This window comes from Arthrobacter sp. FW306-06-A (genome assembly GCF_021870055.1).
Classification (GTDB): Bacteria; Actinomycetota; Actinomycetes; order Actinomycetales; family Micrococcaceae; genus Arthrobacter.
This window is the reverse complement of sequence record NZ_CP084552.1, coordinates 3,994,373-4,017,523: the sequence shown is the minus strand read 5'-3', so window position 1 is coordinate 4,017,523 and position 23,151 is coordinate 3,994,373. Positions and strand designations below refer to the sequence as shown.

The 23,151-nt window shown below is 68.0% G+C and carries 24 protein-coding genes, 1 pseudogene and 1 riboswitch; of the genes and pseudogenes, 10 read left to right on the top strand and 15 right to left on the bottom strand.

All coding sequences use genetic code 11. The features are described 5' to 3' along the window. Window positions 1–18: 18 nt before the first annotated feature. Window positions 19–822: pseudogene (locus LFT49_RS18840) on the bottom strand (SAM-dependent methyltransferase). Window positions 823–1,139: 317 nt separating this feature from the next. Between LFT49_RS18840 and LFT49_RS18835 the strand changes: the two are divergent. Next, window positions 1,140–3,050 carry a DEAD/DEAH box helicase gene (locus LFT49_RS18835; RefSeq protein WP_236799871.1) on the top strand — a complete coding sequence of 637 codons (1,911 nt, stop codon included), beginning with the start codon at window positions 1,140–1,142 and terminating at the stop codon, window positions 3,048–3,050. 124 nt (window positions 3,051–3,174) lie between these two features. On the opposite strand, the gene LFT49_RS18830 is transcribed toward LFT49_RS18835, so the two are convergent. From LFT49_RS18830 to LFT49_RS18795, 8 genes are all read right to left on the bottom strand, one after another. Beyond that, on the bottom strand, window positions 3,175–4,299 hold the full coding sequence (locus LFT49_RS18830; RefSeq protein ID WP_237429064.1) for a permease: 1,125 nt from the start codon (window positions 4,297–4,299) through the stop codon (window positions 3,175–3,177). A 49-nt stretch (window positions 4,300–4,348) separates the two neighbouring features. Then, complete coding sequence (locus tag LFT49_RS18825; protein WP_236820621.1) at window positions 4,349–4,999, bottom strand: MBL fold metallo-hydrolase; 651 nt, start codon at window positions 4,997–4,999, stop codon at window positions 4,349–4,351. A 4-nt stretch (window positions 5,000–5,003) separates the two neighbouring features. Further along, on the bottom strand, window positions 5,004–5,321 hold the full coding sequence (locus tag LFT49_RS18820) for a putative quinol monooxygenase (RefSeq protein ID WP_236799865.1): 318 nt from the start codon (window positions 5,319–5,321) through the stop codon (window positions 5,004–5,006). 41 nt (window positions 5,322–5,362) lie between these two features. Further along, window positions 5,363–6,376, bottom strand: a complete 1,014-nt coding sequence (locus tag LFT49_RS18815) for an aldo/keto reductase (protein ID WP_236820620.1) — start codon at window positions 6,374–6,376, stop codon at window positions 5,363–5,365. A gap of 31 nt (window positions 6,377–6,407) precedes the next feature. Beyond that, window positions 6,408–7,034, bottom strand: coding sequence for a nucleoside/nucleotide kinase family protein (locus LFT49_RS18810; protein ID WP_237429063.1), 627 nt, complete (start codon window positions 7,032–7,034; stop codon window positions 6,408–6,410). A 9-nt stretch (window positions 7,035–7,043) separates the two neighbouring features. Then, the gene (locus tag LFT49_RS18805) at window positions 7,044–7,409 is read right to left on the bottom strand and encodes a DMT family transporter (RefSeq protein WP_236799860.1); all 366 of its coding nucleotides are present in this window, start codon (window positions 7,407–7,409) and stop codon (window positions 7,044–7,046) included. Further along, a complete protein-coding gene (locus tag LFT49_RS18800; RefSeq protein WP_237429062.1) occupies window positions 7,409–7,732 on the bottom strand; it encodes a DMT family transporter in 324 nt (107 codons plus the stop codon). The genes LFT49_RS18805 and LFT49_RS18800 overlap by 1 nt, the downstream gene beginning before the upstream one ends. Before the next feature lie 10 nt (window positions 7,733–7,742). Continuing rightward, window positions 7,743–7,808: riboswitch (guanidine-III (ykkC-III) riboswitch) on the bottom strand. 70 nt (window positions 7,809–7,878) lie between these two features. Further along, on the bottom strand, window positions 7,879–8,448 hold the full coding sequence (locus LFT49_RS18795; protein ID WP_236799857.1) for a HutD/Ves family protein: 570 nt from the start codon (window positions 8,446–8,448) through the stop codon (window positions 7,879–7,881). 103 nt (window positions 8,449–8,551) lie between these two features. Here LFT49_RS18795 and LFT49_RS18790 point away from each other — a divergent pair, with 103 nt between their 5' ends. Next, window positions 8,552–9,163 (top strand): phosphoribosylanthranilate isomerase, encoded by a 612-nt coding sequence (locus tag LFT49_RS18790; protein ID WP_236799855.1) that lies wholly within the window; start codon window positions 8,552–8,554, stop codon window positions 9,161–9,163. Window positions 9,164–9,310: 147 nt separating this feature from the next. Further along, window positions 9,311–9,727, top strand: a complete 417-nt coding sequence (locus LFT49_RS18785; protein WP_236799854.1) for a YccF domain-containing protein — start codon at window positions 9,311–9,313, stop codon at window positions 9,725–9,727. Here the strand turns inward: LFT49_RS18785 and LFT49_RS18780 are convergent. The 3 genes from LFT49_RS18780 to LFT49_RS18770 form a co-directional block, all read right to left on the bottom strand. Continuing rightward, window positions 9,724–10,107 carry a VOC family protein gene (locus tag LFT49_RS18780; RefSeq protein WP_237429061.1) on the bottom strand — a complete coding sequence of 128 codons (384 nt, stop codon included), beginning with the start codon at window positions 10,105–10,107 and terminating at the stop codon, window positions 9,724–9,726. The genes LFT49_RS18785 and LFT49_RS18780 overlap by 4 nt on opposite strands. Window positions 10,108–10,212: 105 nt before the next feature. Further along, window positions 10,213–11,022, bottom strand: coding sequence for a 2-phosphosulfolactate phosphatase (locus LFT49_RS18775; protein ID WP_237429060.1), 810 nt, complete (start codon window positions 11,020–11,022; stop codon window positions 10,213–10,215). Next, window positions 11,019–11,888 (bottom strand): DUF4031 domain-containing protein, encoded by an 870-nt coding sequence (locus LFT49_RS18770; RefSeq protein WP_236799848.1) that lies wholly within the window; start codon window positions 11,886–11,888, stop codon window positions 11,019–11,021. Before LFT49_RS18770 ends, LFT49_RS18775 begins: the two co-directional genes overlap by 4 nt. 118 nt (window positions 11,889–12,006) lie before the next feature. Here LFT49_RS18770 and LFT49_RS18765 point away from each other — a divergent pair, with 118 nt between their 5' ends. From LFT49_RS18765 to clpB, 5 genes are all read left to right on the top strand, one after another. Then, on the top strand, window positions 12,007–12,417 hold the full coding sequence (locus LFT49_RS18765; protein WP_236820615.1) for a TOBE domain-containing protein: 411 nt from the start codon (window positions 12,007–12,009) through the stop codon (window positions 12,415–12,417). Beyond that, window positions 12,414–13,244 (top strand): molybdate ABC transporter substrate-binding protein, encoded by an 831-nt coding sequence (gene modA, locus LFT49_RS18760; RefSeq protein ID WP_236799845.1) that lies wholly within the window; start codon window positions 12,414–12,416, stop codon window positions 13,242–13,244. Before LFT49_RS18765 ends, modA begins: the two co-directional genes overlap by 4 nt. Then, window positions 13,241–14,143 carry an ABC transporter permease gene (locus LFT49_RS18755; protein ID WP_237429059.1) on the top strand — a complete coding sequence of 301 codons (903 nt, stop codon included), beginning with the start codon at window positions 13,241–13,243 and terminating at the stop codon, window positions 14,141–14,143. The genes modA and LFT49_RS18755 overlap by 4 nt, the downstream gene beginning before the upstream one ends. Continuing rightward, complete coding sequence (locus LFT49_RS18750; RefSeq protein WP_236799843.1) at window positions 14,140–15,198, top strand: sulfate/molybdate ABC transporter ATP-binding protein; 1,059 nt, start codon at window positions 14,140–14,142, stop codon at window positions 15,196–15,198. Before LFT49_RS18755 ends, LFT49_RS18750 begins: the two co-directional genes overlap by 4 nt. 172 nt (window positions 15,199–15,370) lie before the next feature. After that, window positions 15,371–18,013 carry an ATP-dependent chaperone ClpB gene (gene clpB, locus LFT49_RS18745; protein ID WP_237429058.1) on the top strand — a complete coding sequence of 881 codons (2,643 nt, stop codon included), beginning with the start codon at window positions 15,371–15,373 and terminating at the stop codon, window positions 18,011–18,013. A gap of 43 nt (window positions 18,014–18,056) precedes the next feature. Here clpB and LFT49_RS18740 read toward each other — a convergent pair whose 3' ends face one another. After that, window positions 18,057–18,737, bottom strand: coding sequence for a septum formation family protein (locus LFT49_RS18740; RefSeq protein ID WP_237429057.1), 681 nt, complete (start codon window positions 18,735–18,737; stop codon window positions 18,057–18,059). A 271-nt stretch (window positions 18,738–19,008) separates the two neighbouring features. Between LFT49_RS18740 and LFT49_RS18735 the strand changes: the two genes are divergently transcribed. Next, window positions 19,009–19,242 carry a DUF3073 domain-containing protein gene (locus LFT49_RS18735; RefSeq protein WP_142135039.1) on the top strand — a complete coding sequence of 78 codons (234 nt, stop codon included), beginning with the start codon at window positions 19,009–19,011 and terminating at the stop codon, window positions 19,240–19,242. A gap of 216 nt (window positions 19,243–19,458) precedes the next feature. Beyond that, a complete protein-coding gene (locus LFT49_RS18730; protein WP_236799838.1) occupies window positions 19,459–20,232 on the top strand; it encodes a VOC family protein in 774 nt (257 codons plus the stop codon). A gap of 72 nt (window positions 20,233–20,304) precedes the next feature. Here LFT49_RS18730 and purM read toward each other — a convergent pair whose 3' ends face one another. Continuing rightward, on the bottom strand, window positions 20,305–21,450 hold the full coding sequence (gene purM / locus LFT49_RS18725) for a phosphoribosylformylglycinamidine cyclo-ligase (protein ID WP_236799836.1): 1,146 nt from the start codon (window positions 21,448–21,450) through the stop codon (window positions 20,305–20,307). Next, window positions 21,447–23,117 carry an amidophosphoribosyltransferase gene (gene purF / locus LFT49_RS18720; RefSeq protein WP_236799835.1) on the bottom strand — a complete coding sequence of 557 codons (1,671 nt, stop codon included), beginning with the start codon at window positions 23,115–23,117 and terminating at the stop codon, window positions 21,447–21,449. Before purF ends, purM begins: the two co-directional genes overlap by 4 nt. Window positions 23,118–23,151: the final 34 nt, after the last annotated feature.

Genomic DNA, 23,151 nt, shown 5'->3' with positions numbered 1-23,151 from the left:
GTACGCCCTGAGGGGCGGTCAGGCGAGGCGCGTTGCGCGGAGGACGACGTCGGCGATGGTGGCTTCCTGCCCTTCCGGTCCGGTCACGGGGCGTTCCCGTGAAGTGAGGACTTCCAGCTGCCACTCCGGGCGGCCATTTGAATCGAGCCGGTCCAGCCCGAGCTCCTGTACCAGCTGGTCGGCGGTGTAGAACATGCCCGCATGATGGTGCGCTGGGCCCCAGGGCGGCAGCCGGTCAGGATGGTGGCCCACCACCAGCAGCGTCCCGCCCGGCTTCACGGCTCCGGCGGCGGTCCGCAGCGGAATCCGCCAGTCGAGCTCCTGGGAGTGCAGGAACTGCGACGTCACCAGGTCGTACAACGCCTCCGGCTGCCACTGCGTCAGGTCCGCCAGCTGCCACGTGATCCGGCTTCCGATCCCACCGTTGGACGCCTGCACGCTTTCCCGTTCCAGCTCGGCCAGTTCGTGCGAGTGCGCCCGTTCCAGGGCTACGGCGGAAACGTCGACGGCGGTCACGGACCAGCCCTGCTGCGCAAGCCAGATGGCGTCGGCACCTTCGCCGCAGCCCAGTTCCAGCGCCTTTCCCGGGCGCAGGCCGCCGGCTTCACGGACCAGCTGCGGGTTGGGCTTCCCGCTCCAGAGCCGCGCCTTGGTGCGGTACCGCTCGTCTCAGACCGATGCGGCATCAATGCTGCCGCCCGCCGCCTCGGGCGCGCTGCCGCCGTCGTGCGCTTGATTCCAGGGCGCTTCGTCCCCTTGGGGCCGGTGCCCCTGCGCTTCCTGCCGGTGCGTTTCCTGTTGCTCCTCCGGGTGCTCGTTCATGGGTCAACACTGCCCCGCCGGGGCTCCCATGGCAACGCCGCGGAAGGACGCCGGGCGCCGGGATGGTAGACTGGTGGAACTTGATGTGCAGTGATGCCGCCTGCTCCTGATCTGGAGATCCTTTCCGGGGAGTGGGCTTTCTTCATGTGAGAGGCACATCCTGCGTCGATGAACGCGTTCCATTTGGTCCCGGCCGGCTGTCCCTATTTACAGCGCCCGGTTGATCACCTGACTTTTCTTCGGCGAAACCCCTGGTCCAACCGGCATCGGGGGCCGATATCCGCCCGGATACCGCCAGAAAGACCGTAAAGAACTACATGACTACTTTTGCTGCCCTCGGTACTCCCAAGGCCCTTGCAGACACCCTTTCCGCGCAGGGAATCGTTGAACCGTTTCCCATCCAGGTCAAGACCCTTCCGGACACGCTGTCCGGACGTGACGTCCTGGGCCGCGGCCGGACCGGATCCGGTAAAACCATCGCTTTCGCCATCCCGCTTGTAGCAAGACTCGCTGAGCGGGAAGCCAAGCACTTCCGTAAGCCCGGCCGCCCCATGGGCCTGGTCCTGGCACCCACCCGTGAGCTGGCCACCCAGATCAACGCCACCATCGAGCCCCTGGCCAAGGCTGCCGGTCTGAACACCACGGTGATCTACGGCGGCATTTCCCAGGCGCGGCAGGAAAAGGCGCTGCGCGCCGGCGTCGACATCGTCATCGCCTGCCCCGGTCGCCTGGAGGACCTGATCCGCCAGCGCATCCTCACCCTCGAGGCCGTGGAGATCACCGTCCTGGACGAGGCCGACCACATGGCTGACCTCGGCTTCCTGCCCGTGGTCAAGAAGCTTATGGACATGACCCCAAGCCAGGGGCAGCGGTTGCTCTTCTCCGCCACTCTGGACAACGGCGTGGACAAGATCGTCCAGCGCTACCTGTCCAACCCGCTCACCCACTCCGTGGATGACCCGCAGGCCGCGGTGACCACCATGGAGCACCACGTGCTGGTGGTCAACGACCAGACCGTCAAGAAGCAACTGATCGTGGAGCTTGCTTCCGGCGCCGGCCGCCGCGTCCTGTTCATGCGGACGAAGCACCACGCCCGCAAGCTGGCCAAGACCCTGACGGACGCCGGCATCCCCGCCGTCGACCTGCACGGCAACCTGTCGCAGAACGCCCGCGACCGCAACCTGGCTGAGTTCTCCAATGGTGACGTCCGCGTCCTGGTCGCCACCGACGTCGCCGCCCGCGGTGTGCACGTTGACGACGTCGAACTCGTCATCCACGTGGACCCGCCCACCGAGCACAAGGCATACCTGCACCGCTCCGGACGCACCGCCCGCGCGGGTTCCGACGGCACCGTGGTGACGCTGACCCTGCCGGAGCAGCAGACCGACGTGAAGAAGCTCATGAAGGCCGCCGGCGTGGACGTCAGCTTCGAACGCGTCACTGCCAGCTCGCCCATCGTGGCCGAGCTCGTCGGTGACATCGCCGAAAAGGTCGACCCCCGGACCCGCGCTGCACTGATGGCCGCCAAGACGGCCAAGCAGGGTGGCGGCACCTCCACCGGAGCCAACGCGGAACGCAAGCGTGCACGCCGCCAGGCTGCCCCCACCGCCGGTGGCCGTGGCGGCCGCGGCGGACGCGGCAAGGTTGCAGCAGAGGCAGTGCGCGGCGACGTTCCGCGTGCCGAGCGCCGCGCCGCAGCATTCGAGGGCCGCACTGAGGCCCGCGCAGCGTTCGACCGCAACGCCGAGCAGAACGAGGACCGCGCGGTGGCCGCAGCAGCTGCACGCCGCAACGCCCGTGGCCGCGGCACCGCTTCGACCCACCGCAACGACGTCCCCGCGGCAGGTGGCCGCTCATCGGCCGGCCGCGGTTCGGACGGACGTGCGGCGGAAGGCCGCGGCGATTCCCGGATCACCCGCAGCGACGCCCCGCGCGGCGGCACCGGCCGCCCGGCCTCAGGCGGGCGCCCCGCTTCCGGTGGACGTCCGGCAGCCGGTGGTCGGCCCGCTTCCGGCGGCGGCCAGCGCAGTGGTCGTCCGGCGACCGGGCAGCGCGCAGCAGCAACCGGTGGCAGCAAGGCCGTCTGGTCGTCCAACACCGGCGGAACCTCCGGCGGTTCGTTCAGCTCAGGTAATGGCGGCTCGGGCAACGGCGGCTCAGGCCGTCCGGCCCGCAGCGGCCCGCGCCGCGCATCCGCCCCGGCGTCGAATGAGCGCCGCGGACGGTAACAACGCCTGGCCCATCGAGTGCTCCGATAACGTCGTTTAGGAGGTTCTAAACGACAGTTGCGGAGCACTCGGTGCGTTAAACCGGGTTTGGCAGCAGGGACCAGGGCCGCGGCTGCCGGGTGCCTCAGGTCAGCGCCGCCATGGCGACCGCGCCCGCCAGGCCCAGCCCCATCACGGCAGCCCCAGTGGCTGCGATCACCCGGCCGGGGAAGGCCCCGCGGACCATAAGCATCGACGGCAGGCTTAGCGCGGGCAGGGTCAGCACCAGGGCCGCCAGGGGAACCATTCCAACTCCAGCGGCCATCAACGCGCCGATGATGGGGATTTCCGCGGCGGTCGGGATTACGAACAGGGTTCCGACGACGGCGAGCAGGACGGCGGCGAGCACGCCCCAGGACGCGAGCGTGCCGGCTTCCGGGAACAGCCAGCCACGAAAGGCGCCCAGGAGCATCACCACCACCGCATACTCCGGCAGGAGTCGCACCGATAACCGGACCAGGGCCTTGGCGAACCTGTGGACTGCGCCCGCGGCAGTCACGGTTTCAGCGGGCTCTTCCACCGGTCCGGCGACGCTGGTCCCTTTTGCCAGGCGGCTCACGAGCAGCGTGACGCCAAAGACAAGGATCACGCCGGTGCCCACGCGGACGGCCACGAACTGCCAGGGGAGCACAAAGGCCATGAATGCCAGGGCTGCCGGATTGAGCACGGGATTACCCAGCCAGTATGCGAGCGCGGAGCTGACGGGCACCCCTCTGCGGCGAACATTCAACGCGACGGGCGCGGCGCAGCATGTGCACATCATTGATGACATGGACAGGAGCCCGCCACAGACCGTGCTCACAGCCGGGCCACGCCTGGCCTGGAACAGCGCGAGCAACCGGCGGGCGGGAAGAAACGCCTCCACCGCCGCTGCAACGAGCAGGCCGGCCACCAGCGCCTGCCAGATCGACCCGACGTAGCCCAGGCTGTACTCAAAAGCCGCGTTCCACGAGGGGGCGGGCGGCGCGCTTGCCTTGCCGGACAAGACGGAGTTTCCCAACGAGCGGCTGTCCGCCACCGCCGGGATCTTGAGGGCATAGGGGTACCACTTGGCCCACAGGAGGACCGCGATGGCTATCCCGGCCGTGGCCAGCGTTCCCACAAGCACCATTCGCCGGGCAGCCGAATCCGGAGTGAGCTCCTGGTCCCGTTGCCCGGTGTCCCGTGTCCCGTTGTCCTGGCGGTCGATACCCGCGGCACTATCCTTCATGCGTTCCCGAAACCTCTCCTCGTGGGGCTTGGCGGCAGCTGGCGAGCCGCTACCAGCCGCGGGCGCGCCATTCGTCGAGGTGCGGCCGCTCTGCACCAAGAGTGGTCGGCTTGCCGTGGCCGGGATGGATGACCGCGGAGTCCGGGTAGGCGCCGAACAACCGCTCCGTGACGTCGGCCAGGAGCTGGTTGAACCGTTCGGGGTCCTTCTGCGTGTTGCCCACGCCGCCCGGGAACAGCGAGTCACCGGAGAAGATATGCGCCGGCCCGTCCGGGTCCTCGTAAACGAAGGCAATTGAACCGGGGGTGTGCCCGCGCAGGTGGACTGCCGTCACATCAAAGCCGTCGAAGTTGCCAACGTCGCCATGCCTGAGCCGGACGTCAACGGGAACCGGCAACGCATCGGCGTCGTCCGCCCCGGCGGCTGTCCGCGCCCCCGTAGCCGCCACCAGCTCCTTCAGCGCCCGCACGTGGTCCCAGTGCTGGTGGGTCGTTGCGATGAGGGCCAGCCGGGGAACAGCCGTCGTGTCCGCGGCCCCGTCCGCCAGCAACTGCTGGATGGCGGGAAGGTCGTCGGCGGCATCAATCAGCAGCTGGGCCCCGCTCTCCTTCGCCGTCAGCAAGTACACGTTGTTGTCCATCTCGCTGACGGAGATGCTGCGGATGGTCAGGGCCGGCAGGTCGTAGAGAAGTGAGTCCATGGGCTTAGGCCTGGGACGGCTGCAGGTCGAGCGGCATGGTCTCCGAGTAAACCTGCTTTGACGGTGTCCCGGCGAGAACCTCGCCCAGCCTGTGCTTCCCCTCCGGCGTCTTCCGCCATGCGGCGTAGTCGTCATGGTCCTGGGTGGTGGCCCAGGTTTCCACTACCAGGATGTGGCACGGATCTGCGTCGTCCACCAATGCTTCGATCCCCAGGTTTCCGGGCCAGGCACGGGTGGCGGCGAGGGTTTCAGACAGGTATGCGGCGGCGTCGTCGCGGCGGGCGGGGTCAATCTGGACTTCGAAGTGCACGATGGCAGGCATGGGGCTCCTTTGGGTTTGCGGTGGAATTGGTGAAAGGCGTGTTATTCCCGGCCCTCGGACACCCATTTGGGGTCCGCGGAACGGGAGCCGACGACGGCGTCTGAGGCCGCGTCCAGGGCCTCCAGGTGCGCCGGGGTGAGGTCGAGGGACAGTGCGCCGAGGTTTTCGTCGATGCGGGCGGCCTTGCGGGTGCCGGGGATGGGGACCACGGGCAGGCCCAGCCGCTTGCCCTGGGCCAGCAGCCACGCCAAGGCAACCTGGGCGGGGGTGGCCTGCAGCTGGTCCGCCACGGACCGGACCGCGTCCACCACGGCCTGGTTGGCGCTTGCGGCATCGGGGGCGAAACGGGGGATGTTCCGGCGGAAGTCCTTGTCGCCCAGGCTCGAGGTGTCCACGGTGCCGGTGAGGAACCCGCGGCCCAGCGGAGAGTAGGGAACAAAACCCACACCGAGGTTGGCGGCGGCGGGAACCACATTGCGTTCCACATCGCGGCTCCAGATGGACCATTCGCTTTGGACCGCGGCGATGGGGTGGACCGCCGAGGCGTCCTGCAGTTCCTGCGCCGTCACTTCGGACAGGCCCAGGTGCTTGACCTTTCCCTGCTTCACCAGCTCGGCCATGGCGCCCACGGTCTCTTCGATGGGGACCCGGACGTCCCGGCGGTGCATGTAGTAGAGGTCGATGACGTCCGTGCCCAGCCGCTGCAGGCTCCGCTCCACCGCCTGGTGCACGTATCCGGCGTCGCCCCTGATGTCCGTGTAGCCGTCCGTCGGCGTGCCCACCAGCGCGAACTTAGTGGCCAGCTGGACCTCGTCCCGCCGGTCCTTGAGCAGCTGGGAAATCAGTTCTTCGTTGCTGCCGCCGCCGTAGATGTCGGCTGTGTCAATGAAGCTGACACCGGCGTCCACGGCATGGTGCAGCGTCTGCAGTGCCTCCGCTGGGTCCACCTCGCCGTAAACGGGGGTGAGGGCCATGCCGCCGAACCCGAGGGGGCTGACGGCCAGGCCGTCGCCGAGCTGGACTGTAGTGCCGGGGTTGGTGGGGGCGTTAGCCATGGGTGCTCCTGTTCGTTTCCTGAGAATGACGTTACAGCCAGGGTATGACGCGGTCCGCGGCAGGGCGGGTTGCCTGGATCAGCCGGGCGTTCGCCTCGTCGGGTCCGCTGGCCCAGGCAAGCGCAGCCTCCGGGTCCATCCCGAACGACACATGCCGGTCAACCAGCCGCTGCAGCCGGAGCTCGTGCGGGGTTTCGAGGAACCACACCTCGTCCAGCTGCGCCCGCACCTCCTTCCATGGCTCCTGGTCCGCCAGCAGGTAGTTGCCCTCGGTGATCACCAGCGGGACGTCGGCCGGGACGGCGATGGACGCCGCTACCGGTTCATCGATGGTGCGGCGGAACTCCGGCGCGTACACCACTGCCTCGTCCCGGCGCGCCAGGCGGCGCAGCAGCGAGAGGTACCCGCCGCCGTCGAACGTATCAATGGCGCCCTTCCGCGCACGCAACGGCGTGCCCTCGATGATCGCGTTGCCCAGGTGGAAGCCGTCCATCGGGACCACAACCGAGGTTCCCGGGCTGAACTGCTCCTGGAGCCAGGTTGCGAAAGTGGACTTGCCGGACCCTGGCGCCCCGGCAATGCCGAGGATGGTCCGCGTGCCAGGCACCATGCGGCGCCGCAGCGCGTCGACGGCCTGGGCGATCTCGGGGGAGTCCATGGCAAAAGCCTAGTCACTGCTGGGAGCAGCCGGAGCGTCTTTTCCGGCCGGCAGCGCCTTCAGGCCGGCCGCGCAGCCCACGATGCCGGCGATGAACAGCAGTTTCACCACGCTGAAGGGCTCCACGCCGGTGGCCATTGCCCAGCCGACGGTGAGTGCGGCGCCTATACCCACCCAGATGGCGTAGGCGGTGCCCAGGGGAATGCTGCGGATGGCCATGCCCAGGCCCAGCATGCTCAGGGTCGCAGTGACGGCGAAGACGGCAGTAGGCAAGGGTTTGCTGAAGCCGTCGGACAGGCCAAGGGCCGTGGCCCAGACTGCTTCCAGGACCGCGGACGCCAGGAGCACCAGCCACGGGAGTGCGCGCTTCAGCATTACGCCACCACCTTCAGGCCAACCACGCACGCGGCGATGCCGGACAGCAGCAGCAGGCGCGCCGCCGTCGGGGGTTCCACTTTGGTGGCCATGGCGTAGGCGGAAGTGAGGACGACGCCCACACCCACCCACACGGCGTAGGCGGTGCCGGTGGGGATGGACTGCATGGCGACGGCAAGGCTGCCGGTGCTGGCCGCGACGGCCACGAGGAAGAGGGCGGCCGGGGCGAGGCGCCGGCGCCCGGAAACCTTGGAGGCCCGGTGCAGCGCGGCCGCCCAGACGGCTTCCAGAGCGCCGGAAAGAATGAGGATTATCCACGACATGACCAGATCCTTTGGCCAGTCTTGTCGCGTGCCGGGTACTGAACCGTCGTCCGGAGGCTCGGGTGCGGAGCCTTGGATTCCAGCGTAGCAACGCACGACGGCGGCCAGCCACCGTTGGTGCCCAACCTCACCAGCGGTGCCGGTACTTACGCGGTGGTGTCCACCGGGTCGATGGACACCACGGCCAGGAAGCCGCGCCCCAGGATTTCGGGAGAGCCGCCGTCCGAGCCCACTACCGTGTCGTAGCGGCCCAGCTCCATGGGCTCTCCGCCGCCCTGGCTGACCGTCGCCTGCCCTTGCAGCAGCACACCGAACTGCCCTTCGAACACCGGGTGGGCGCGCTTCCTGGACAGCTCAACGATGGACGTGAAGCCCTTGAAGGCCCCCGCCCGGGTGATGACGTTCAGGTCCCTGATGTCCCCGGTGGGCAGCTTGGCAGCGGTGGCGGCCCCGCCGTCGAACCTGAAGGGACGGTACTTCTCCAGGGGCTGCTCTGCGCCGTCAACGGAAAGCAGGATCAGTTCCCCTTCGATGACCGTCAGGACGCGCTCCATGCCGGGGAACGCCGTGAAATCTCCTGCCTTGGCAACGTCAGCGATGCTCACCCGCCAGTCAAAGCCACCGTCTTCGGAGTCCTGGCGTGCGATTTCCCTGGTCACCCCGCCGCCATTGCGCCACGGTTGGGCCTTGAGTTCTGCGAAGCGGATGATCTGCATCAGCCCAGCCTAGTTGCCGCGTGTGGGCGGCATCGCAGTTGGGTCCGGTCCCTGCTACTCTCCTGCGGGGGGTCAACACGAAAACAGCCTGAAGGAGCCGGGAATGTTCGTCAAAGTGTGTGGTCTCAGCACGCCCGAATCGGTGCGCGAGGCAGTGGATGCCGGTGCGGACGCCGTGGGTTTCGTGCTCACGGCCAGCCCCCGGGTGGTCTCGCCGTCGCAGGCGGCTTCGTTGCTGGCAGGGGTCCCCAAAACCGTCTCCCCGATCGGGGTGTTCCGCGACGAACCGGTGGCCGACGCCATTGCCATCGCCCGGGCAGCGGGCCTGGAATGGATCCAGCTGCACGGCAGCCGGTCCCGCGCGGACGTGAAAACCGTGCACGACGCCGGCATGAAGCTGATCAGGGCCATCACCATGGGTGCCGCCCAGGATGATTTCGAGGACTGGGGCGAGGACCTGCTCCTGATTGATGCAGCGGTGCCCGGATCCGGCGAGTCCTGGGACTACGCCTCCGTGGCTGCGCTGCCCGCGCTGCAAGGGCGCAACTGGCTGCTCGCCGGTGGACTTGAACCCGGGAACGTGGGCCAGGCATCGGCAGCCGCGCATGCCTGGGGTGTGGATGTTTCCTCCGGCGTTGAAGTATCCCGGGGCGTGAAGGACCTGGCCAAGGTCCGCGCCTTCGTGCACGCTGCCAAGGACGCCGCCACGGTCTAGGTGGGCTGCCAGGGCTGGGCTGGCAGGGCGGCAGCCCCAAGTTCCGGCCACCGGATCGGGCAGGACCCCTGGGCACGAACCAGTATCAGGGCAGGATCAGGGGAGTCCCCCACCCTTTTGTCGGAGGGACGGGGGCACAATGGGTGCATGAAGACACTTCTGAACATCATCTGGCTGGTTTTCGGCGGCCTGTGGCTTGCCTTGGGCTATTTCCTGGCGGGTGTGGTCTGCTGCCTGCTGATCGTCACCATCCCGTGGGGCATTGCCTCGTTCCGGATCGCCGCCTACACCCTGTGGCCCTTTGGTCGAATGGTGGTGGATAAGCCCGGCGGCACCGGTGTCTTCTCGCTGCTGGGCAATGTGATCTGGCTGCTGGTGGCCGGAATCTGGATCGCCATCGGGCACGTGGTCACGGCGTTCGCCATGGCCATCACCATCGTCGGCATTCCGCTGGCCATCGCCAACCTGAAGCTCATCCCGGTGTCCCTGATGCCGCTCGGCAAGCAGATCGTGCCCACCAGTACCCCCTTTGTGAGTACCTACCCCGTCAGGACCTACCGCTAGCCGCCTTCGCCGGGCCTCAGGGCGCGAAGCACGCAGAACTCGTTGCCGTCCGGGTCAGCCATGACCACCCACGTGGCGGCCGCGCCCTGTCCCACGGAGACCTGGCGGGCACCCAACTTCTCGAGCCGGGCCACTTCAGCATCCTGGTCCTCGGGCCGGAGATCCAAATGCAGGCGGTTCTTGAGCTCTTTCCGTTCGGGGACCCGCAGGAAGAGCAAATCGGGCACCACGCCGTCTTCCTTGCTGCCCGCCGGCGGCTCCAGCACGACTTCGTCATCCTCCTCATGGGTGCGCCGCCACCCCAGCGCCTTTTCCCAGTAGGCTGCCGGAATCCCGGGCTCGGTCGAATCAACGGCGATGGCTTGGATGCGCAGGCTCATCCGTGCAGTTTTGCACAGCTGCAGGGATTCCTGAACTCTCTCCCGGCGACGGTGACGGCGCCCGTCCCGGGCCTGCCGCGGCGGGTCTGCGGGTTAAGCTGTTCCTCAAAGCTGCCGGAATGCCCCGTTCCGCAGGATGGCCACCGAATCGCTTTGGTCCAGTTCCGCGGCGATGTCAGCGTCCCCGGCGTAACCGGCCCCGGACAGCTCCCGCCCGCTGGAGCATTGCTGCAGCATCTCCCGCAGGCGCGGTTCTGCGGATTCGTAGACAGCCATGGCCGCTACGGCTTCCGGTGCATAGCCGTGCCGTCCGTCACCGGCTTCATACCCGCCCTTGCCGGCAGCCACCAGCCCGGCGATGAACGCACCGGCTCCGATCTGGTCCTCGACGGCGGGGCGAAGTGTGCCGTCCGGCCAGCGTTCACCGGCGGCCACCACCGCCACCACCGCGTCGCCTGGAAGATTGGCGGCCACCCACTCCGCCGTGGCCGCCGCGTTCCGCAGGCATACCGCGGCCATCAGGGGAACCTCCCCCGCAAGCGCGTGGCACAGTTCCGAACCGTTGGGGGACGGCAGCACCACTCTCTCCAGTCCCTCCGCATCTCTGAAGCTTGTCGGGGACAGGCTCAGCCCGCCGCCGTCGCGCGGCCCCGCCAGCTGCGCCTGGTGGTGGGCAGCGAAGTCTTCCGCGCCGGTGTCCCGCCACCGGTAAGGGAAGACTTCCGCGCCCCGGTCCAGCGCCACGCTGACGCACGTACTGAAGGACAGCACGTCCACCACCACCGCAATATCCGCCCCGGGCGCCACCGTCAATGCCCCGGCGAGCCCCCAGTCCAGCCGGACCGTGAACGGGAGTTGCCGGTGCGCGGCATTGGCGGAGAACGTGTGCCGCGGGCTGGAGCCGGGCGCGTTCACGTCAGTTCGCTTTCCAGGTTGCGGTGCGCCGCGTCCAGCCACAGGTCCCGGGCGCGCTCGTGGTGGAAGAGCGGGTCCAGTTCCAGCAGTTGGCGCACGACGGCGGCCCTGCCGGCGGCGAAGTCGGCGTCACCGATGTGCGCATAGTCCTTCCGTACGGCGGCAACATACCGGGCGTAGTCCTCCGGCTCCCCACCCAGGACGGACAGGTCCGCGTCGCAGAGGAGGGCTCCGTCGTCGTCGCCTGGTTCCGGCCGGTGGTCGGATGTCAGCCGGACCAGCCGCGCCGTCTCCGCCACCTCTTCCTCCGGCAGGCCGGCCTCGGAAAGGCGTTTCTCGGCAAGCCGTGCGGATTCCTCCTCATCCTCGCCGGCGGCGCCGCGGTACACGGCGTCGTGGAACCAGGCGGCCAGCAGCACGGACCGCGGCGCCTCGTCCGGTTCGGTGAGCAGGTCCAGCGCCTCCAGGACCGAGAGCAAATGCGTGCAGCCGTGATAGTGGCGGTGTGGTTCGCTCCACCGGTCCAGCAGGTCCAGGAACAGTGCGTCATGGCCCGGCATGATGGCTTCCCACCGGTTCAGGAGCGGGACCTTCAGTGCCTTGTTCCGCCGCCGGGCCGGGATGCGCAGTCCGCTCGCGATGAGCCTGCGGACCAGCACCCTGGCCTCCACGGACACCGCGCCGGCCGCCACGAGCTCCTCGAAGCGGCGTTCCGGTACGTCGTAATGGTCGCCGTCGAAGGCCCGCTCCGGGATCCCGGCGGCGGCAGCGAAGGCATGCAGCTCGTCCAGGGAAGCGTCCGAGACCAGGTGTGAGAAGTGGGTTCCGTGTGCAGGCCACAGCGGCGGGTCGATGTAAATGGCCATGGAAGCGAGTCTAGTGCTGCGGTGTGTCCGGAAGCCTGGGGTCCACAGGACAGGCTCAGCTCCTCCTTTGCGCCCTAATGCTGTTTCTGCTGCCGCATTTGCGGACTAGGATCTGTCCATGGCCCTTATCCGCGTTTCCGAAGCCGCCCGGTTCCTTGGCGTGAGCGACGATACCGTCCGCCGCTGGACCGAGAACGGAACCCTCAACCCGCTGCGCGACGGCTCGGGCCGGCTCGCGGTCGACGGGCTGGAACTGGCGGCCCACGCGCAGAAGCTGGCCCAGCTCCCGGATGACCCCAAGCGCGGCAACAGTTCCGCGCGGAACCGCTTCGTGGGCCTGGTGACCAACGTGATCACGGACAAAGTGATGGCGCAGGTGGAACTGCAGTGCGGACCCTTCCGGGTGGTGTCGCTGATGAGCAGCGAGGCGGTCCGCGAACTGGGCCTCGAACCAGGCGCCGTGGCCACCGCCGTCGTCAAGGCAACAACTGTCATCATCGAGGCCCCGAAAGGGAAGGCCACGGCATGATCAGGCAGGACATCCCCTTCCTGAGGCCCCGCTTCTGCGCCGCGCTGCTTGCCTTGGGTATCCTCCTGCCGGCTTTGCTCGCCGGATGTGGCGCGCAGGCCGGCAATGCCCCGGATGCCGGCGCCACGCCAAGCGGCACCGTCACCGTTTTTGCCGCAGCCTCCCTCAAAGCCACCTTCACCGAGCTCGCCCGCACTTTCGAAGCGGAATACCCGGGAACACACGTGGCCCTGAGCTTCGCGGGGTCCTCGGACCTGGCCGGCCAGCTCAGCCAGGGTGCACCGGCGGACGTCTTCGCATCAGCAGACACGGCCAACATGAAGAAAATGCAGGACGCGGGCCTCGCGGACGGCACGCCGAAAGACTTTGCCACCAACACCCTGGCCATCGCCGTGCCGCCCGGCAACCCGGCCGGAATCGCCTCGCTGCAGGACCTGGCCCGGCCGGGCATCAAACTGGTCACCTGCGCCCGGCAGGTTCCGTGCGGTGCCGCGACGGCCAAGGTGGCTCAGGCCGCGGGGCTTACCCTGAACCCGGTGAGCGAGGAGAATGCCGTCACGGACGTCCTGGGCAAGGTCACTTCCGGTGAGGCCGACGCCGGGCTGGTCTACGGCACGGACATCACGGCCGCCGGTTCCAGCGCGAAAGGCATCCCGTTTCCGGAAGCTGCGGGTGCAGTCAATACCTACCCGATCGCGGGTGTCGCCACCGGCCGGAACAAGGCCACCGCCAGGGCCTTCCTAAGCCTGGTCATCGGTCCGGAAGGCCAACAGGTCCTGGCCGCGGCAGGGTTCGGCCCGGCCGGCGAGGGTGCGGGCAGCAAGTGACGCAGCAAGGGAAGGTGGCCCGGCAGCAGGGAAGGCCTGCGGCGCGCCCGCGCACCCAAACCAGCGCGTACTCGGGCATCCCCGGCTGGGTGCGGGCGCTGGCCGTCGTGGCTGCCGTCGTCGTCGTGCTCCCGCTGCTGGCCATGGTGCTGCGGGTGGACTGGGCCCATTTCATTCCGCTGGTGACGTCCGGCCCGTCGCTGACGGCGCTGGGGCTGAGCCTGCGGACTTCGGCCGCGAGCACCCTGCTGTGCATCGTTTTGGGCGTCCCGTTGGCCCTGGTCCTTGCACGGGACACGTTCCGCCTGCAGGGCCTGCTGCGCTCGCTGGTGCTCCTGCCGCTGGTGCTTCCCCCGGTGGTGGGAGGCATCGCCCTGCTCTACACGTTCGGCCGGCAGGGGCTGCTGGGGCGGACCCTGGAAGTGCTCGGCCTGCAGATCGCCTTTTCCACCACGGCTGTGGTCCTGGCGCAAACGTTCGTGGCGCTGCCCTTCCTGGTGGTGAGCCTGGAAGGCGCGTTACGGACCTCCGGGTCCAGGTACGAGGCGGTTGCCGCAACCCTGGGAGCCCGCCCGGTCACCGTCTTCCGGCGCGTCACGCTGCCGCTCGTCCTGCCCGGACTGGCCTCCGGCGCCGTCCTCTCCTTCGCGCGGAGCCTGGGAGAATTCGGCGCCACGCTGACTTTCGCGGGCAGCCTGCAGGGGGTGACCCGGACCCTGCCGCTGGAGATCTACCTGCAGCGCGAAACGGACCTGGACGCCGCCGTCGCCCTGTCCCTGGTGCTGGTGGCGGTGGCCGTGGCGGTGGTTGCCCTCGCCTACCGGCGCCCGGCAGCGGGCCGCGCCGGATCAGGACAACGCACGACGGCGGCTGCTCCGGCAGGAGGGAACGCACAGTGACGCTGTCCTTCCAGGCAGCCGTGGCCGGCCGGGGGTTCGACGTGGCCCTGACCGTCCGGCCGGGCGAAACCGTCGCCGTCATGGGACCCAACGGCGCCGGTAAATCGACCCTGCTGTCCAGCATTGCCGGCCTGCTGCGGCCGGACAGCGGCCGGGCCGAACTCAACGGCAGGACGCTCTTCGACCTCGATGGGGCACAGCACACCTGGTCGCCGCCGCACGACCGCGGCACGGCCCTGCTCGCCCAGGAACCCCTGCTCTTTCCCCATCTGAACGTCCTGGAGAATGTCGCTTTCGGGCCCCGCAGTGCCGGCGTGTCCAGGCGGGAGGCCAGGGAGCAGGCCCTGCGGCTGCTGGCGGACGCCGAAGCGGACCATCTTGCCGCGCGTCGTCCTGCCGAGCTCTCGGGCGGGCAGGCCCAGCGCGTCGCCGTGGCCCGGGCGCTCGCCGCCGACCCGGCGCTCCTCCTGCTCGACGAGCCGCTGGCCGCCCTGGACATCCACTCCGCCCCGCTGCTGCGCCGCCTGTTCAAGCGCGTCCTGGCCGGGCGGCAGGCCATTATCGTCACCCACGACGTACTGGATGCGCTGATGCTCGCGGACCGCGTGGTGATCCTGCAGGACGGCAAGATCGCGGAGGAGGGACTCACCCGGACCGTCCTGGAGCGCCCGCGAAGCTCTTTCGCCGCCGGGCTTGCCGGGCTGAACTTCGTTGCCGGCACCCTCGACGGAACCGGGGTCCGGACCGATGGCGGCCTCAGGGTCACCGGCCACGACGACGAACCCGGCCACCTGCACACGCCGGGCGGTTCCGGCGTCGCCGTCTTCCCGCCGTCGGCCGTTTCCGTGTTCCTGACGGACGCACATGGAAGCCCCCGGAACTCGCTGGCTGTCACCATCACCGATCTGGAGCCGCACGGCGACCAGATCCGCGTCCGCGCCGGAAGCCTCGCCGCGGATATCACGCCTGCCGCTTCCGCGGACCTGGGCCTCGTCCCGGGCATGACGGTGCACTTCGTGGTGAAGGCTGCCGCCGTGTCCGTGTACGGAACCTAAGGGCCCTGAACACAGGGCCGGAGCCGGTTCCCGGGAGGCCCCCGGTTCCTAAAAGGTCCTCGGGCTCTGGACAGCCGTTTCGCCTTGGGCAAACATGGCTAGTGGACCTCGCCGTTCAAAGTTGAGCGTAGTAGACTCAACTTAGTCAACAAGCCCCCGAAAGGAGCTCTCTTTGGACGTCAAATTCACCACCAAGAGCCAGGAGGCTCTTTCCGCCGCCGCAATGAACGCCTCGACGGCCGGGAACCCCCAGTTGGAACCGGCCCACCTCCTCAAGGCCCTGATGGACCAGCGGGAGGGCGTGGCCGTTGCGCTGCTCCGTGCGACCGGGGCCGACCCCGACGCCGTCAGCGTCCAGGCCAGCAGCGCCATCAAGGCCCTGCCCGCAACGTCCGGCGGCTCCAGCCAGCAGGCCCAGCTGTCCCGGCCTGCGCTGCAGGCCATCCAGCACGCCAAGGAGGAGGCTGACCGGCTGGGCGATTCGTTCGTGTCCACCGAAGTGCTCCTGGTGGGCCTGTCCGCCGGCAATGACGCCGCTGCCCGCCTGCTGCGCGACGCCGGTGCTTCCCGCGAAGCCCTGCTCGCCGCGCTGCCCGGCGTCCGCGGCGACCGCAAGGTGGACAGCCCGGACCCGGAAAACACCTTCCAGGCTCTTGAGAAGTACGGCACCGACCTGACTGCCATGGCCCGCGCCGGCAAGCTGGACCCCGTGATCGGCCGCGACTCTGAAATCCGGCGCGTGGTCCAGGTCCTGTCCCGGCGCACCAAGAACAACCCGGTGCTCATCGGTGAGCCCGGCGTGGGCAAGACCGCCGTAGTGGAAGGCCTGGCGCAGCGGATAGTGGCCGGGGACGTCCCGGAAAGCCTGCGCGGCAAGACCCTGATCTCCCTGGATCTGGGTTCCATGGTTGCCGGCGCCAAATACCGTGGTGAGTTTGAAGAACGGCTGAAGGCGGTGCTTGAGGAAATCAAGGGCTCCGATGGCCAGATCGTCACCTTCATCGATGAGATCCACACCGTGGTGGGGGCCGGCGCCACCGGCGACTCCTCCATGGACGCCGGCAACATGCTCAAGCCCATGCTGGCCCGTGGCGAGCTGCGGCTGATCGGTGCCACCACCCTGGACGAGTACCGCGAGAACATCGAGAAGGACGCGGCTTTGGAGCGCCGCTTCCAGCAGGTGTACGTAGGTGAGCCCAGCGTGGAGGACACCATCGGCATCCTCCGCGGACTGAAGGAACGCTACGAGGCGCACCACAAGGTGTCCATCGCCGACTCCGCGCTGGTGGCAGCGGCCACGCTCTCCAACCGCTACATTTCCGGCCGGCAGCTGCCGGACAAGGCCATCGACCTGGTCGATGAGGCGGCTTCACGCCTCCGCATGGAAATCGACTCCGCCCCGGAGGAAATCGACCAGCTCCGCCGGCAGGTGGACCGCCTCACCATGGAGGAACTGGCCCTGAGCGGCGAATCGGACCCCGCGTCCGTGGAGCGGTTGGCCGCACTCCGTGCCGACAAGGCGGACAAGGAAGAGGAACTCTCCGCGCTGAATGCCCGGTGGGAAGCCGAGAAGGCCGGCCTCAACCGCGTAGGCGACCTGAAGGCCAAGCTGGATGAGCTGCGCTCCGCCGCTGACAAGGCCCAGCGCGAAGGTGACCTGGAGACGGCTTCGCGGATCCTCTACGGCGAAATCCCGGCGCTGGAACGCGAGCTGAACGCCGCCGCGGAGGCCGAGGCTGCCGTCACGGACAAGCCGGCGCAGATGGTGGCGGAGGAAGTAACCGCGGAAGACATTGCAGAAGTCATCTCGGCCTGGACGGGCATCCCCGCCGGCCGGATGCTGCAGGGCGAAAGCCAGAAGCTGCTGCACATGGAGGAGGAGCTGGGCCGGCGCCTGATCGGCCAGGCCAAGGCCGTGCAGGCAGTGTCGGACGCCGTCCGGCGCGCGCGGGCCGGCATCAGCGACCCCAACCGCCCTACCGGTTCGTTCCTGTTCCTGGGCCCCACCGGCGTGGGCAAGACCGAGCTGGCCAAGGCCCTGGCTGACTTCCTGTTCGACGACGAGCGTGCCATGGTGCGCATCGACATGTCCGAGTACAGCGAGAAGCACAGCGTGGCCCGCCTGGTCGGGGCGCCTCCGGGATACGTGGGCTACGAGGAAGGCGGCCAGCTGACCGAGGCCGTCCGCCGCCGCCCGTACTCCGTGGTGCTGCTGGACGAGGTGGAGAAGGCGCACCCCGAGGTGTTCGACATCCTCCTGCAGGTGCTCGACGACGGCCGCCTCACCGATGGGCAGGGTCGCACCGTGGACTTCCGCAACGTGATCCTGGTGCTGACCTCCAACCTTGGCAGCCAGTTCCTGGTGGACCAGTCGTTGAACGCCGAGGCCAAGCGCAACGCCGTGATGGCCACCGTGAACGCGTCCTTCAAGCCGGAGTTCCTGAACCGGCTCGATGAAGTGGTCCTGTTCGACGCCCTTACGGTGGAGGAACTGGCGCACATCGTGGAACTGCATGTGGCGGAACTGGGTCGGCGGCTGCACGAGCGGCGGCTCACCCTCGATGTCACCGACGGCGCCAAGGCATGGCTGGCGTTGTCCGGCTACGACCCCGCCTACGGCGCCCGGCCGCTGCGCCGCCTGGTGCAGCGCGAGATCGGCGACCGGCTGGCCAAGGCCATCCTGGCGGGCGAGATCAGCGACGGCGACACAGTCCTGGTGGACACCGCGCCGGACTTCGGCGAACTCACCGATTCCAGCGTCGACACGCTGACCGGTGCCCCGAGCTCAGGGCTGTCGGTCCGTCGGAAGGACTAGCCTCGCGCTGCGGTTTGGGTGTGCTGCCCCGGCAGGCTCTCTGTCAGGGCAGCACACTTGCGTTGATCACGTTGCCGCCGTCGGCCGCGACGTAGCAGTCCACCCGACGGTCGCCTGATCCCCAGCTGGTGGTGCTGGGGTAACTGCGCTGGTAGTTGAGCGGGAACTGCTTCGCCGCCGGGCTGAGCTTTGCTGCCTGGCAGACCTCCAGCGCTTTTGCCTTGAGCGGGTCCGCACCCGGATACTCGGCGGCCTGCGGGTAGTGCAGGGTGGCCACCAACTGCGCCGAATGAGGCGTGTCACAGGCCACCACCGTGGACGTCAGCGCCTGCGGGTCGAAGTCCTTGAAGCAATCACCAACGGCGTACGCGGCGGGTGCCACCCCTTCCCGGGGGAGGGGCTGGGGGCTGGCGGGCGGAGTGACGGCGGTCTGCAGCACACCCGGTGCAGCGGCTTTCGGTGCCTGGGTGCCCGGGGAAGAGCCCAGCCACACGGCAAGCCACACCAGCGATCCCGCAACCGCCAGGATTACGACGACGAAAAACGCCTTCCAGACGGCCGGCCGCCTGTTGGCGCGCTTTTCCAGGGCGGGCTCGTGGGGCGTTTGGGACCAGGTGACGGATTCCGGCGCAGGAGCTGACGTGCCGCTTCCGTTAGGGATCTTAGGCAGGCTTCCGGTGCGCGGCGGCGAGGACGGTTTTGGCGGGAGGTCCTGCTGGTTCACGGGTGCGCATCCTCCTGGTTTGGTTCCGCGGCTCGCCAACGGCCGGATAATATCCGGCAGTTCTTAGGTGACTCTACCGAAGAAAAATGCCGGAATCCCGCGGGTGGGAGTGCGTCATGGTACCCCACCGGGCCGTGCGGGCCTCCAGGCGGCAAGCGGGGCCCGCCGAAAGCATGTAATCTAGGTGTACGACAAATTGACCAAACATTCCGGGGCCTCACCGATCGCCAAGGTGACCACCTCCGGTCCAAGTACAAAAGGGGGTCACGCCATGGGGCGCGGCCGTCAAAAGGCAAAAGCTACCAAGCAGGCTCGGGACATCAAGTACTACTCCCCGAACACTGACTACTCGGCACTTCAGCGTGAGCTGACGGGCCCTGCCAGTCGTTCAACGAGCCGTTACTCGAATGAGCCGGTCGAACCGGACTATTCGGCTTATGTGGATAAGTACGCGGATGATTTGGATGACGATGACGACGAGGTTGACCACCGTCGCATCGGCTAGTTGTCGCAAGCCCGCCGTGGCTCTGGCCCGGCTGCTGTGGCGCTCAAGCACAGACTGATCCCGCAGGAATGCGGACGCAGGTAATGTGCGGGAACTCCTTTTTGATACCCGGTTCGGGTGACCGCTTACAGCGCGAAGCCCGCTGCCACCCCGGATTACCGGTGCGGCAGCGGGCTTTCCGTGTTGCTTCACGGACCGGATTGGTAACCTGACCGGATGACTGTTCGGACCACGTACGCCAACGGCGAGCCCTGCTGGGCGGATCTGCAGACCCCGGATGTTGCCGCCGCCAAAGACTTCTACGGCCGTATCTTCGGCTGGACCTACCAGGACTTTCCCACCCCGGATGGCCGCAGCTACGCGCAGGCCTTCGTGGGCGGAGAGCTGGTATCCACGATCGCACCGCAAAACCCCCTCCAGTTGGAGGCCGGCACTGCCGCAAAGTGGAACATCTACTTCTCCGCCAAGGATGCCGCGGACGTGCTGGAAGAAGCACGCCACACCGGCGGCACTGCTTTGTTCGGCCCGGAGCCGGTGGGCGATACGGGAGTGCTTGGCTTCCTGGCCCCTCCCGGCGGTGGAACCACCGGGATCTGGCAGCCCGGAACGCACTTCGGAAGCCGCTTGTTCAACGAGCCCGGTGCGCTTGCCTGGGCGGAACTGTTCACGCCCGAGCCCCCGGCCGCCGTCGGCTTCTTCCAGCAGCTGTTCGGGCATGAGGTCACCGAGTATCCCCAGGACGACGGCGGCAGCTACAGCACGCTGCTCATCGACGGCAGCGAGGTGGCCGGCGTCGTTCCTGCCGATGAAGGCGAGCAGGCCGACTGGCAGGTCTATTTCGGCGTGGCGGATGTTGCAGGGGCGGCAGCGGCGGCCCAGGCAGCAGGCGGCGAGGTCCTGGTAGAGCCGGACGAATACCCTGTCGACGGTTCACTGGCCACCATAAGGGATCCCCAGGGCGGAGTGCTCAACCTGATCCAAGTCGATTAAAAACATCGAGTGCTGAGTACTTGTCGTTCCCAGGCGTGAAAACGACAAGTACCCAGCAATGGATGGAGGGTTTTAGGCGTAGGCGTTGACCAGGCGGACCGCTCCGCCGTCCACGCCCTTGGCGCCCTGCACGTAATCGGGGCCGGACTTGTCGATCGAATCGGAGTCCGCGGTGACGGTACCCATGATCCAGGACGGCAGCCCGCGCTCGTTGAGGCGGGCCACGGCGGCATCCGCTGCCTCGGGGGACACGATGGCCACCATGCCCACGCCGAGGTTCAGCGTGCGCTCCAGGTCGGCCAGGGGGACGTTGCCCAGTTCGGACACGAGCTTGAAGATGGCCGGCAGTTCCCAGGTGGCGCGGTCAACCGTGGCCACCAGGCCCTGCGGCAGGACACGGGCCAGGTTGGCGGCCAGGCCACCGCCTGTCACGTGGCTGAAGCCGTGCACGGCCGCGCCGGCGCTGACCGGGAAGGTGCGGGCAAGGTCCAGGCAATCGGCCGCGTAGACGCGGGTCGGCTCCAGGAGTTCCTCACCCAGGGTGCGGCCCAGTTCCGAGACCTGGCGGTCCAGCGCCCAGCCGGCATGGTTGATGACGCGGCGGACCAGGGAGTAGCCGTTGGAGTGCAGCCCGGAGGAGGCCATACCGATCACCACGTCCCCGGCGCGGACCCGGTCCGGACCCAGCAGCGCGTCGGCCTCCACTACGCCGGTGGCTGCACCGGCAACGTCGTACTCATGCTCGCCCAGCAGGCCGGGGTGCTCGGCGGTTTCGCCACCCACCAGGGCGGTGCCGGCTACGGAGCAGGCGGAGGCGATGCCGCGGACGATGTCGGCGATGCGCTCCGGGACAACCTTGCCGCAGGCGATGTAGTCGGTCATGTACAGCGGCTCGGCGCCCACCACCACGATGTCGTCCACCACCATGCCCACCAGGTCGAATCCGATGGTGTCGTGGATGTCCATCGCCTGCGCGATGGCCACCTTGGTGCCCACGCCGTCGGTTGAGGTGGCCAGCAGCGGCTTCCTGTAGGTCAGCAGCCTGGAGACATCGTAGAGGCCCGCGAAGCCGCCCACCCCGCCGATCACCGAGGAGTTGTGGGTCGCCTTGACGGCATCCTTCATGAGCTCGACGGCGCGGTCCCCGGCTTCAACGTCCACGCCGGCGGAGGCGTAGGTGATGCCGGAGTTTTCTGCGGCGGGGCTGGCGGAGGTCATACGGAATCCTTCTTGTCGGCGCTGGTGGCGGCGTGTACGTCGGGCACGAGGTCGGCTTCGGTCAGCAGGTTCTCGAATTCGGAGTCCGGGCCCGGATCGCAACCGGTGGCACCGGACTTTTCCGCGGGATCCTCGGTGGCGTCAACGGCCAGGGCGGCGGTTTCACCGGGGAGCGCGGACGGGGAAGGCTTCAGGCCGCCGAGGTCCGTGCGCTCCAGCAGGTTCTTGCCCAGCTTGTCCGCATCGGGAAGCTTAATGGGGTATTTGCCGGTGAAGCATGCGGTGCAGAGGCGTTCGCGCGGCTGCCGGGTGGCCCCGATCATGCCGTCCTCTGTGATATAGGCCAGTGAGTCGGCGCCAATGGCCTGGGAGATCTCTTCAATGGTGGCGCCGTTGGCGATCAGCTCGGCCCGGGAGGCGAAGTCGATGCCGTAGAAGCAGGGCCACTGTACCGGCGGGGAGGAAATCTTCACGTGCACGGCGGCAGCTCCGGCTTCCCGGAGCATCCTTACGATGGCCCGCTGGGTGTTGCCGCGGACGATCGAGTCATCCACCACGACAACGCGCTTGCCGCGGATCACCGATTCCAAGGCGTTGAGCTTGAGCCGGATGCCCAGCTGGCGCAGGGTCTGCGACGGCTGGATGAAGGTGCGGCCCACGTAGGAGTTCTTGACGAAGCCGTGGGCGAAAGGGATGCCGGATTCCTCGGCGTAACCGACCGCCGCCGGGGTGCCGGACTCCGGTACGGGGATGACGATATCCGCAACCTGGGTATTTTCCCGGGCCAGCTGGCGTCCCATCTCCACCCGGGATTCGTACACGGACCGCCCTGCTATGGCGGCGTCCGGGCGCGCAAGGTACACGTACTCAAAAACGCAGCTCGCCGGCGTCGGCTCCGCGAAGCGCTTGGAACGCACCCCGTCCTCGTCGATGGCGATGAACTCACCCGGCTCGATCTCGCGGATGAAGCTGGCACCCACGGTGGCCAGGGCGGACTGTTCGGACGCGACGACCCAGCCGCGCTCCAGCCGGCCCAGGACCAGGGGGCGGATGCCGAAGGTGTCGCGCGCCGCGTAAAGGGTTCCTTCATCCATGAAGACGAAGCAGAAGCCGCCTTTGATCTTGGGCAGCAGTTCGGTGGCGGTTTCCTCGAGCGTCTTGCCCGGCTCGCCCTCCAGCAGGGCGGTGACCAACGCGGTGTCCGAGGTGTTGCCCTGCTTCATTTCACCGGTGAGATGACCGCCGTTGCGTTCGGTGATCATGGCGTTGAGTTCCACGGTGTTGGTCAGGTTGCCGTTGTGTGCCAGGGCAACCGTGCCAGTGGCCGTGGCGCCGAGCGTGGGCTGTGCATTGGCCCAGTGGCTGGCGCCGGTGGTGGAGTAGCGGCAGTGGCCCACAGCCAGGTGCCCGGTCAAGGTGTTCAGGGTGGTCTCGTCGAAGACCTGGGAGACGAGGCCCATGTCCTTGTAGACGTTGATCCGTTTGCCGTCGCTGGTCGCTATGCCAGCCGACTCCTGACCGCGGTGCTGCAATGCATACAGCCCGTAATAGGTAAGTTTTGCTACTTCCTCACCCGGTGCCCAGACGCCGAAGACGCCGCAAGCGTCCTGGGGGCCTTTTTCGCCGGGGAGAAGATCATGGGAAAGTTTTCCATCGCCGCGTGCCACTGATCGATTATCGCACGATATGGGGTATGTCTTT

What these genes read in the sequence shown, in the direction of transcription:
- LFT49_RS18800 (WP_237429062.1), bottom strand. Translation starts at nt 7,732, where the DNA reads ATGTCGTGGATAATCCTCATTCTTTCCGGCGCTCTGGAAGCCGTCTGG.
- LFT49_RS18810 (WP_237429063.1), bottom strand. Translation starts at nt 7,034, where the DNA reads ATGGACTCCCCCGAGATCGCCCAGGCCGTCGACGCGCTGCGGCGCCGC.
- LFT49_RS18770 (WP_236799848.1), bottom strand. Translation starts at nt 11,888, where the DNA reads ATGGCCATTTACATCGACCCGCCGCTGTGGCCTGCACACGGAACCCAC.
- LFT49_RS18730 (WP_236799838.1), top strand. Translation starts at nt 19,459, where the DNA reads ATGACTGTTCGGACCACGTACGCCAACGGCGAGCCCTGCTGGGCGGAT.
- LFT49_RS18735 (WP_142135039.1), top strand. Translation starts at nt 19,009, where the DNA reads ATGGGGCGCGGCCGTCAAAAGGCAAAAGCTACCAAGCAGGCTCGGGAC.
- LFT49_RS18790 (WP_236799855.1), top strand. Translation starts at nt 8,552, where the DNA reads ATGTTCGTCAAAGTGTGTGGTCTCAGCACGCCCGAATCGGTGCGCGAG.
- LFT49_RS18780 (WP_237429061.1), bottom strand. Translation starts at nt 10,107, where the DNA reads ATGAGCCTGCGCATCCAAGCCATCGCCGTTGATTCGACCGAGCCCGGG.
- LFT49_RS18830 (WP_237429064.1), bottom strand. Translation starts at nt 4,299, where the DNA reads ATGAAGGATAGTGCCGCGGGTATCGACCGCCAGGACAACGGGACACGG.
- LFT49_RS18820 (WP_236799865.1), bottom strand. Translation starts at nt 5,321, where the DNA reads ATGCCTGCCATCGTGCACTTCGAAGTCCAGATTGACCCCGCCCGCCGC.
- LFT49_RS18805 (WP_236799860.1), bottom strand. Translation starts at nt 7,409, where the DNA reads ATGCTGAAGCGCGCACTCCCGTGGCTGGTGCTCCTGGCGTCCGCGGTC.
- LFT49_RS18825 (WP_236820621.1), bottom strand. Translation starts at nt 4,999, where the DNA reads ATGGACTCACTTCTCTACGACCTGCCGGCCCTGACCATCCGCAGCATC.
- purM (WP_236799836.1), bottom strand. Translation starts at nt 21,450, where the DNA reads ATGACCTCCGCCAGCCCCGCCGCAGAAAACTCCGGCATCACCTACGCC.
- modA (WP_236799845.1), top strand. Translation starts at nt 12,414, where the DNA reads ATGATCAGGCAGGACATCCCCTTCCTGAGGCCCCGCTTCTGCGCCGCG.
- LFT49_RS18785 (WP_236799854.1), top strand. Translation starts at nt 9,311, where the DNA reads ATGAAGACACTTCTGAACATCATCTGGCTGGTTTTCGGCGGCCTGTGG.
- LFT49_RS18815 (WP_236820620.1), bottom strand. Translation starts at nt 6,376, where the DNA reads ATGGCTAACGCCCCCACCAACCCCGGCACTACAGTCCAGCTCGGCGAC.
- LFT49_RS18765 (WP_236820615.1), top strand. Translation starts at nt 12,007, where the DNA reads ATGGCCCTTATCCGCGTTTCCGAAGCCGCCCGGTTCCTTGGCGTGAGC.
- LFT49_RS18795 (WP_236799857.1), bottom strand. Translation starts at nt 8,448, where the DNA reads ATGCAGATCATCCGCTTCGCAGAACTCAAGGCCCAACCGTGGCGCAAT.
- LFT49_RS18835 (WP_236799871.1), top strand. Translation starts at nt 1,140, where the DNA reads ATGACTACTTTTGCTGCCCTCGGTACTCCCAAGGCCCTTGCAGACACC.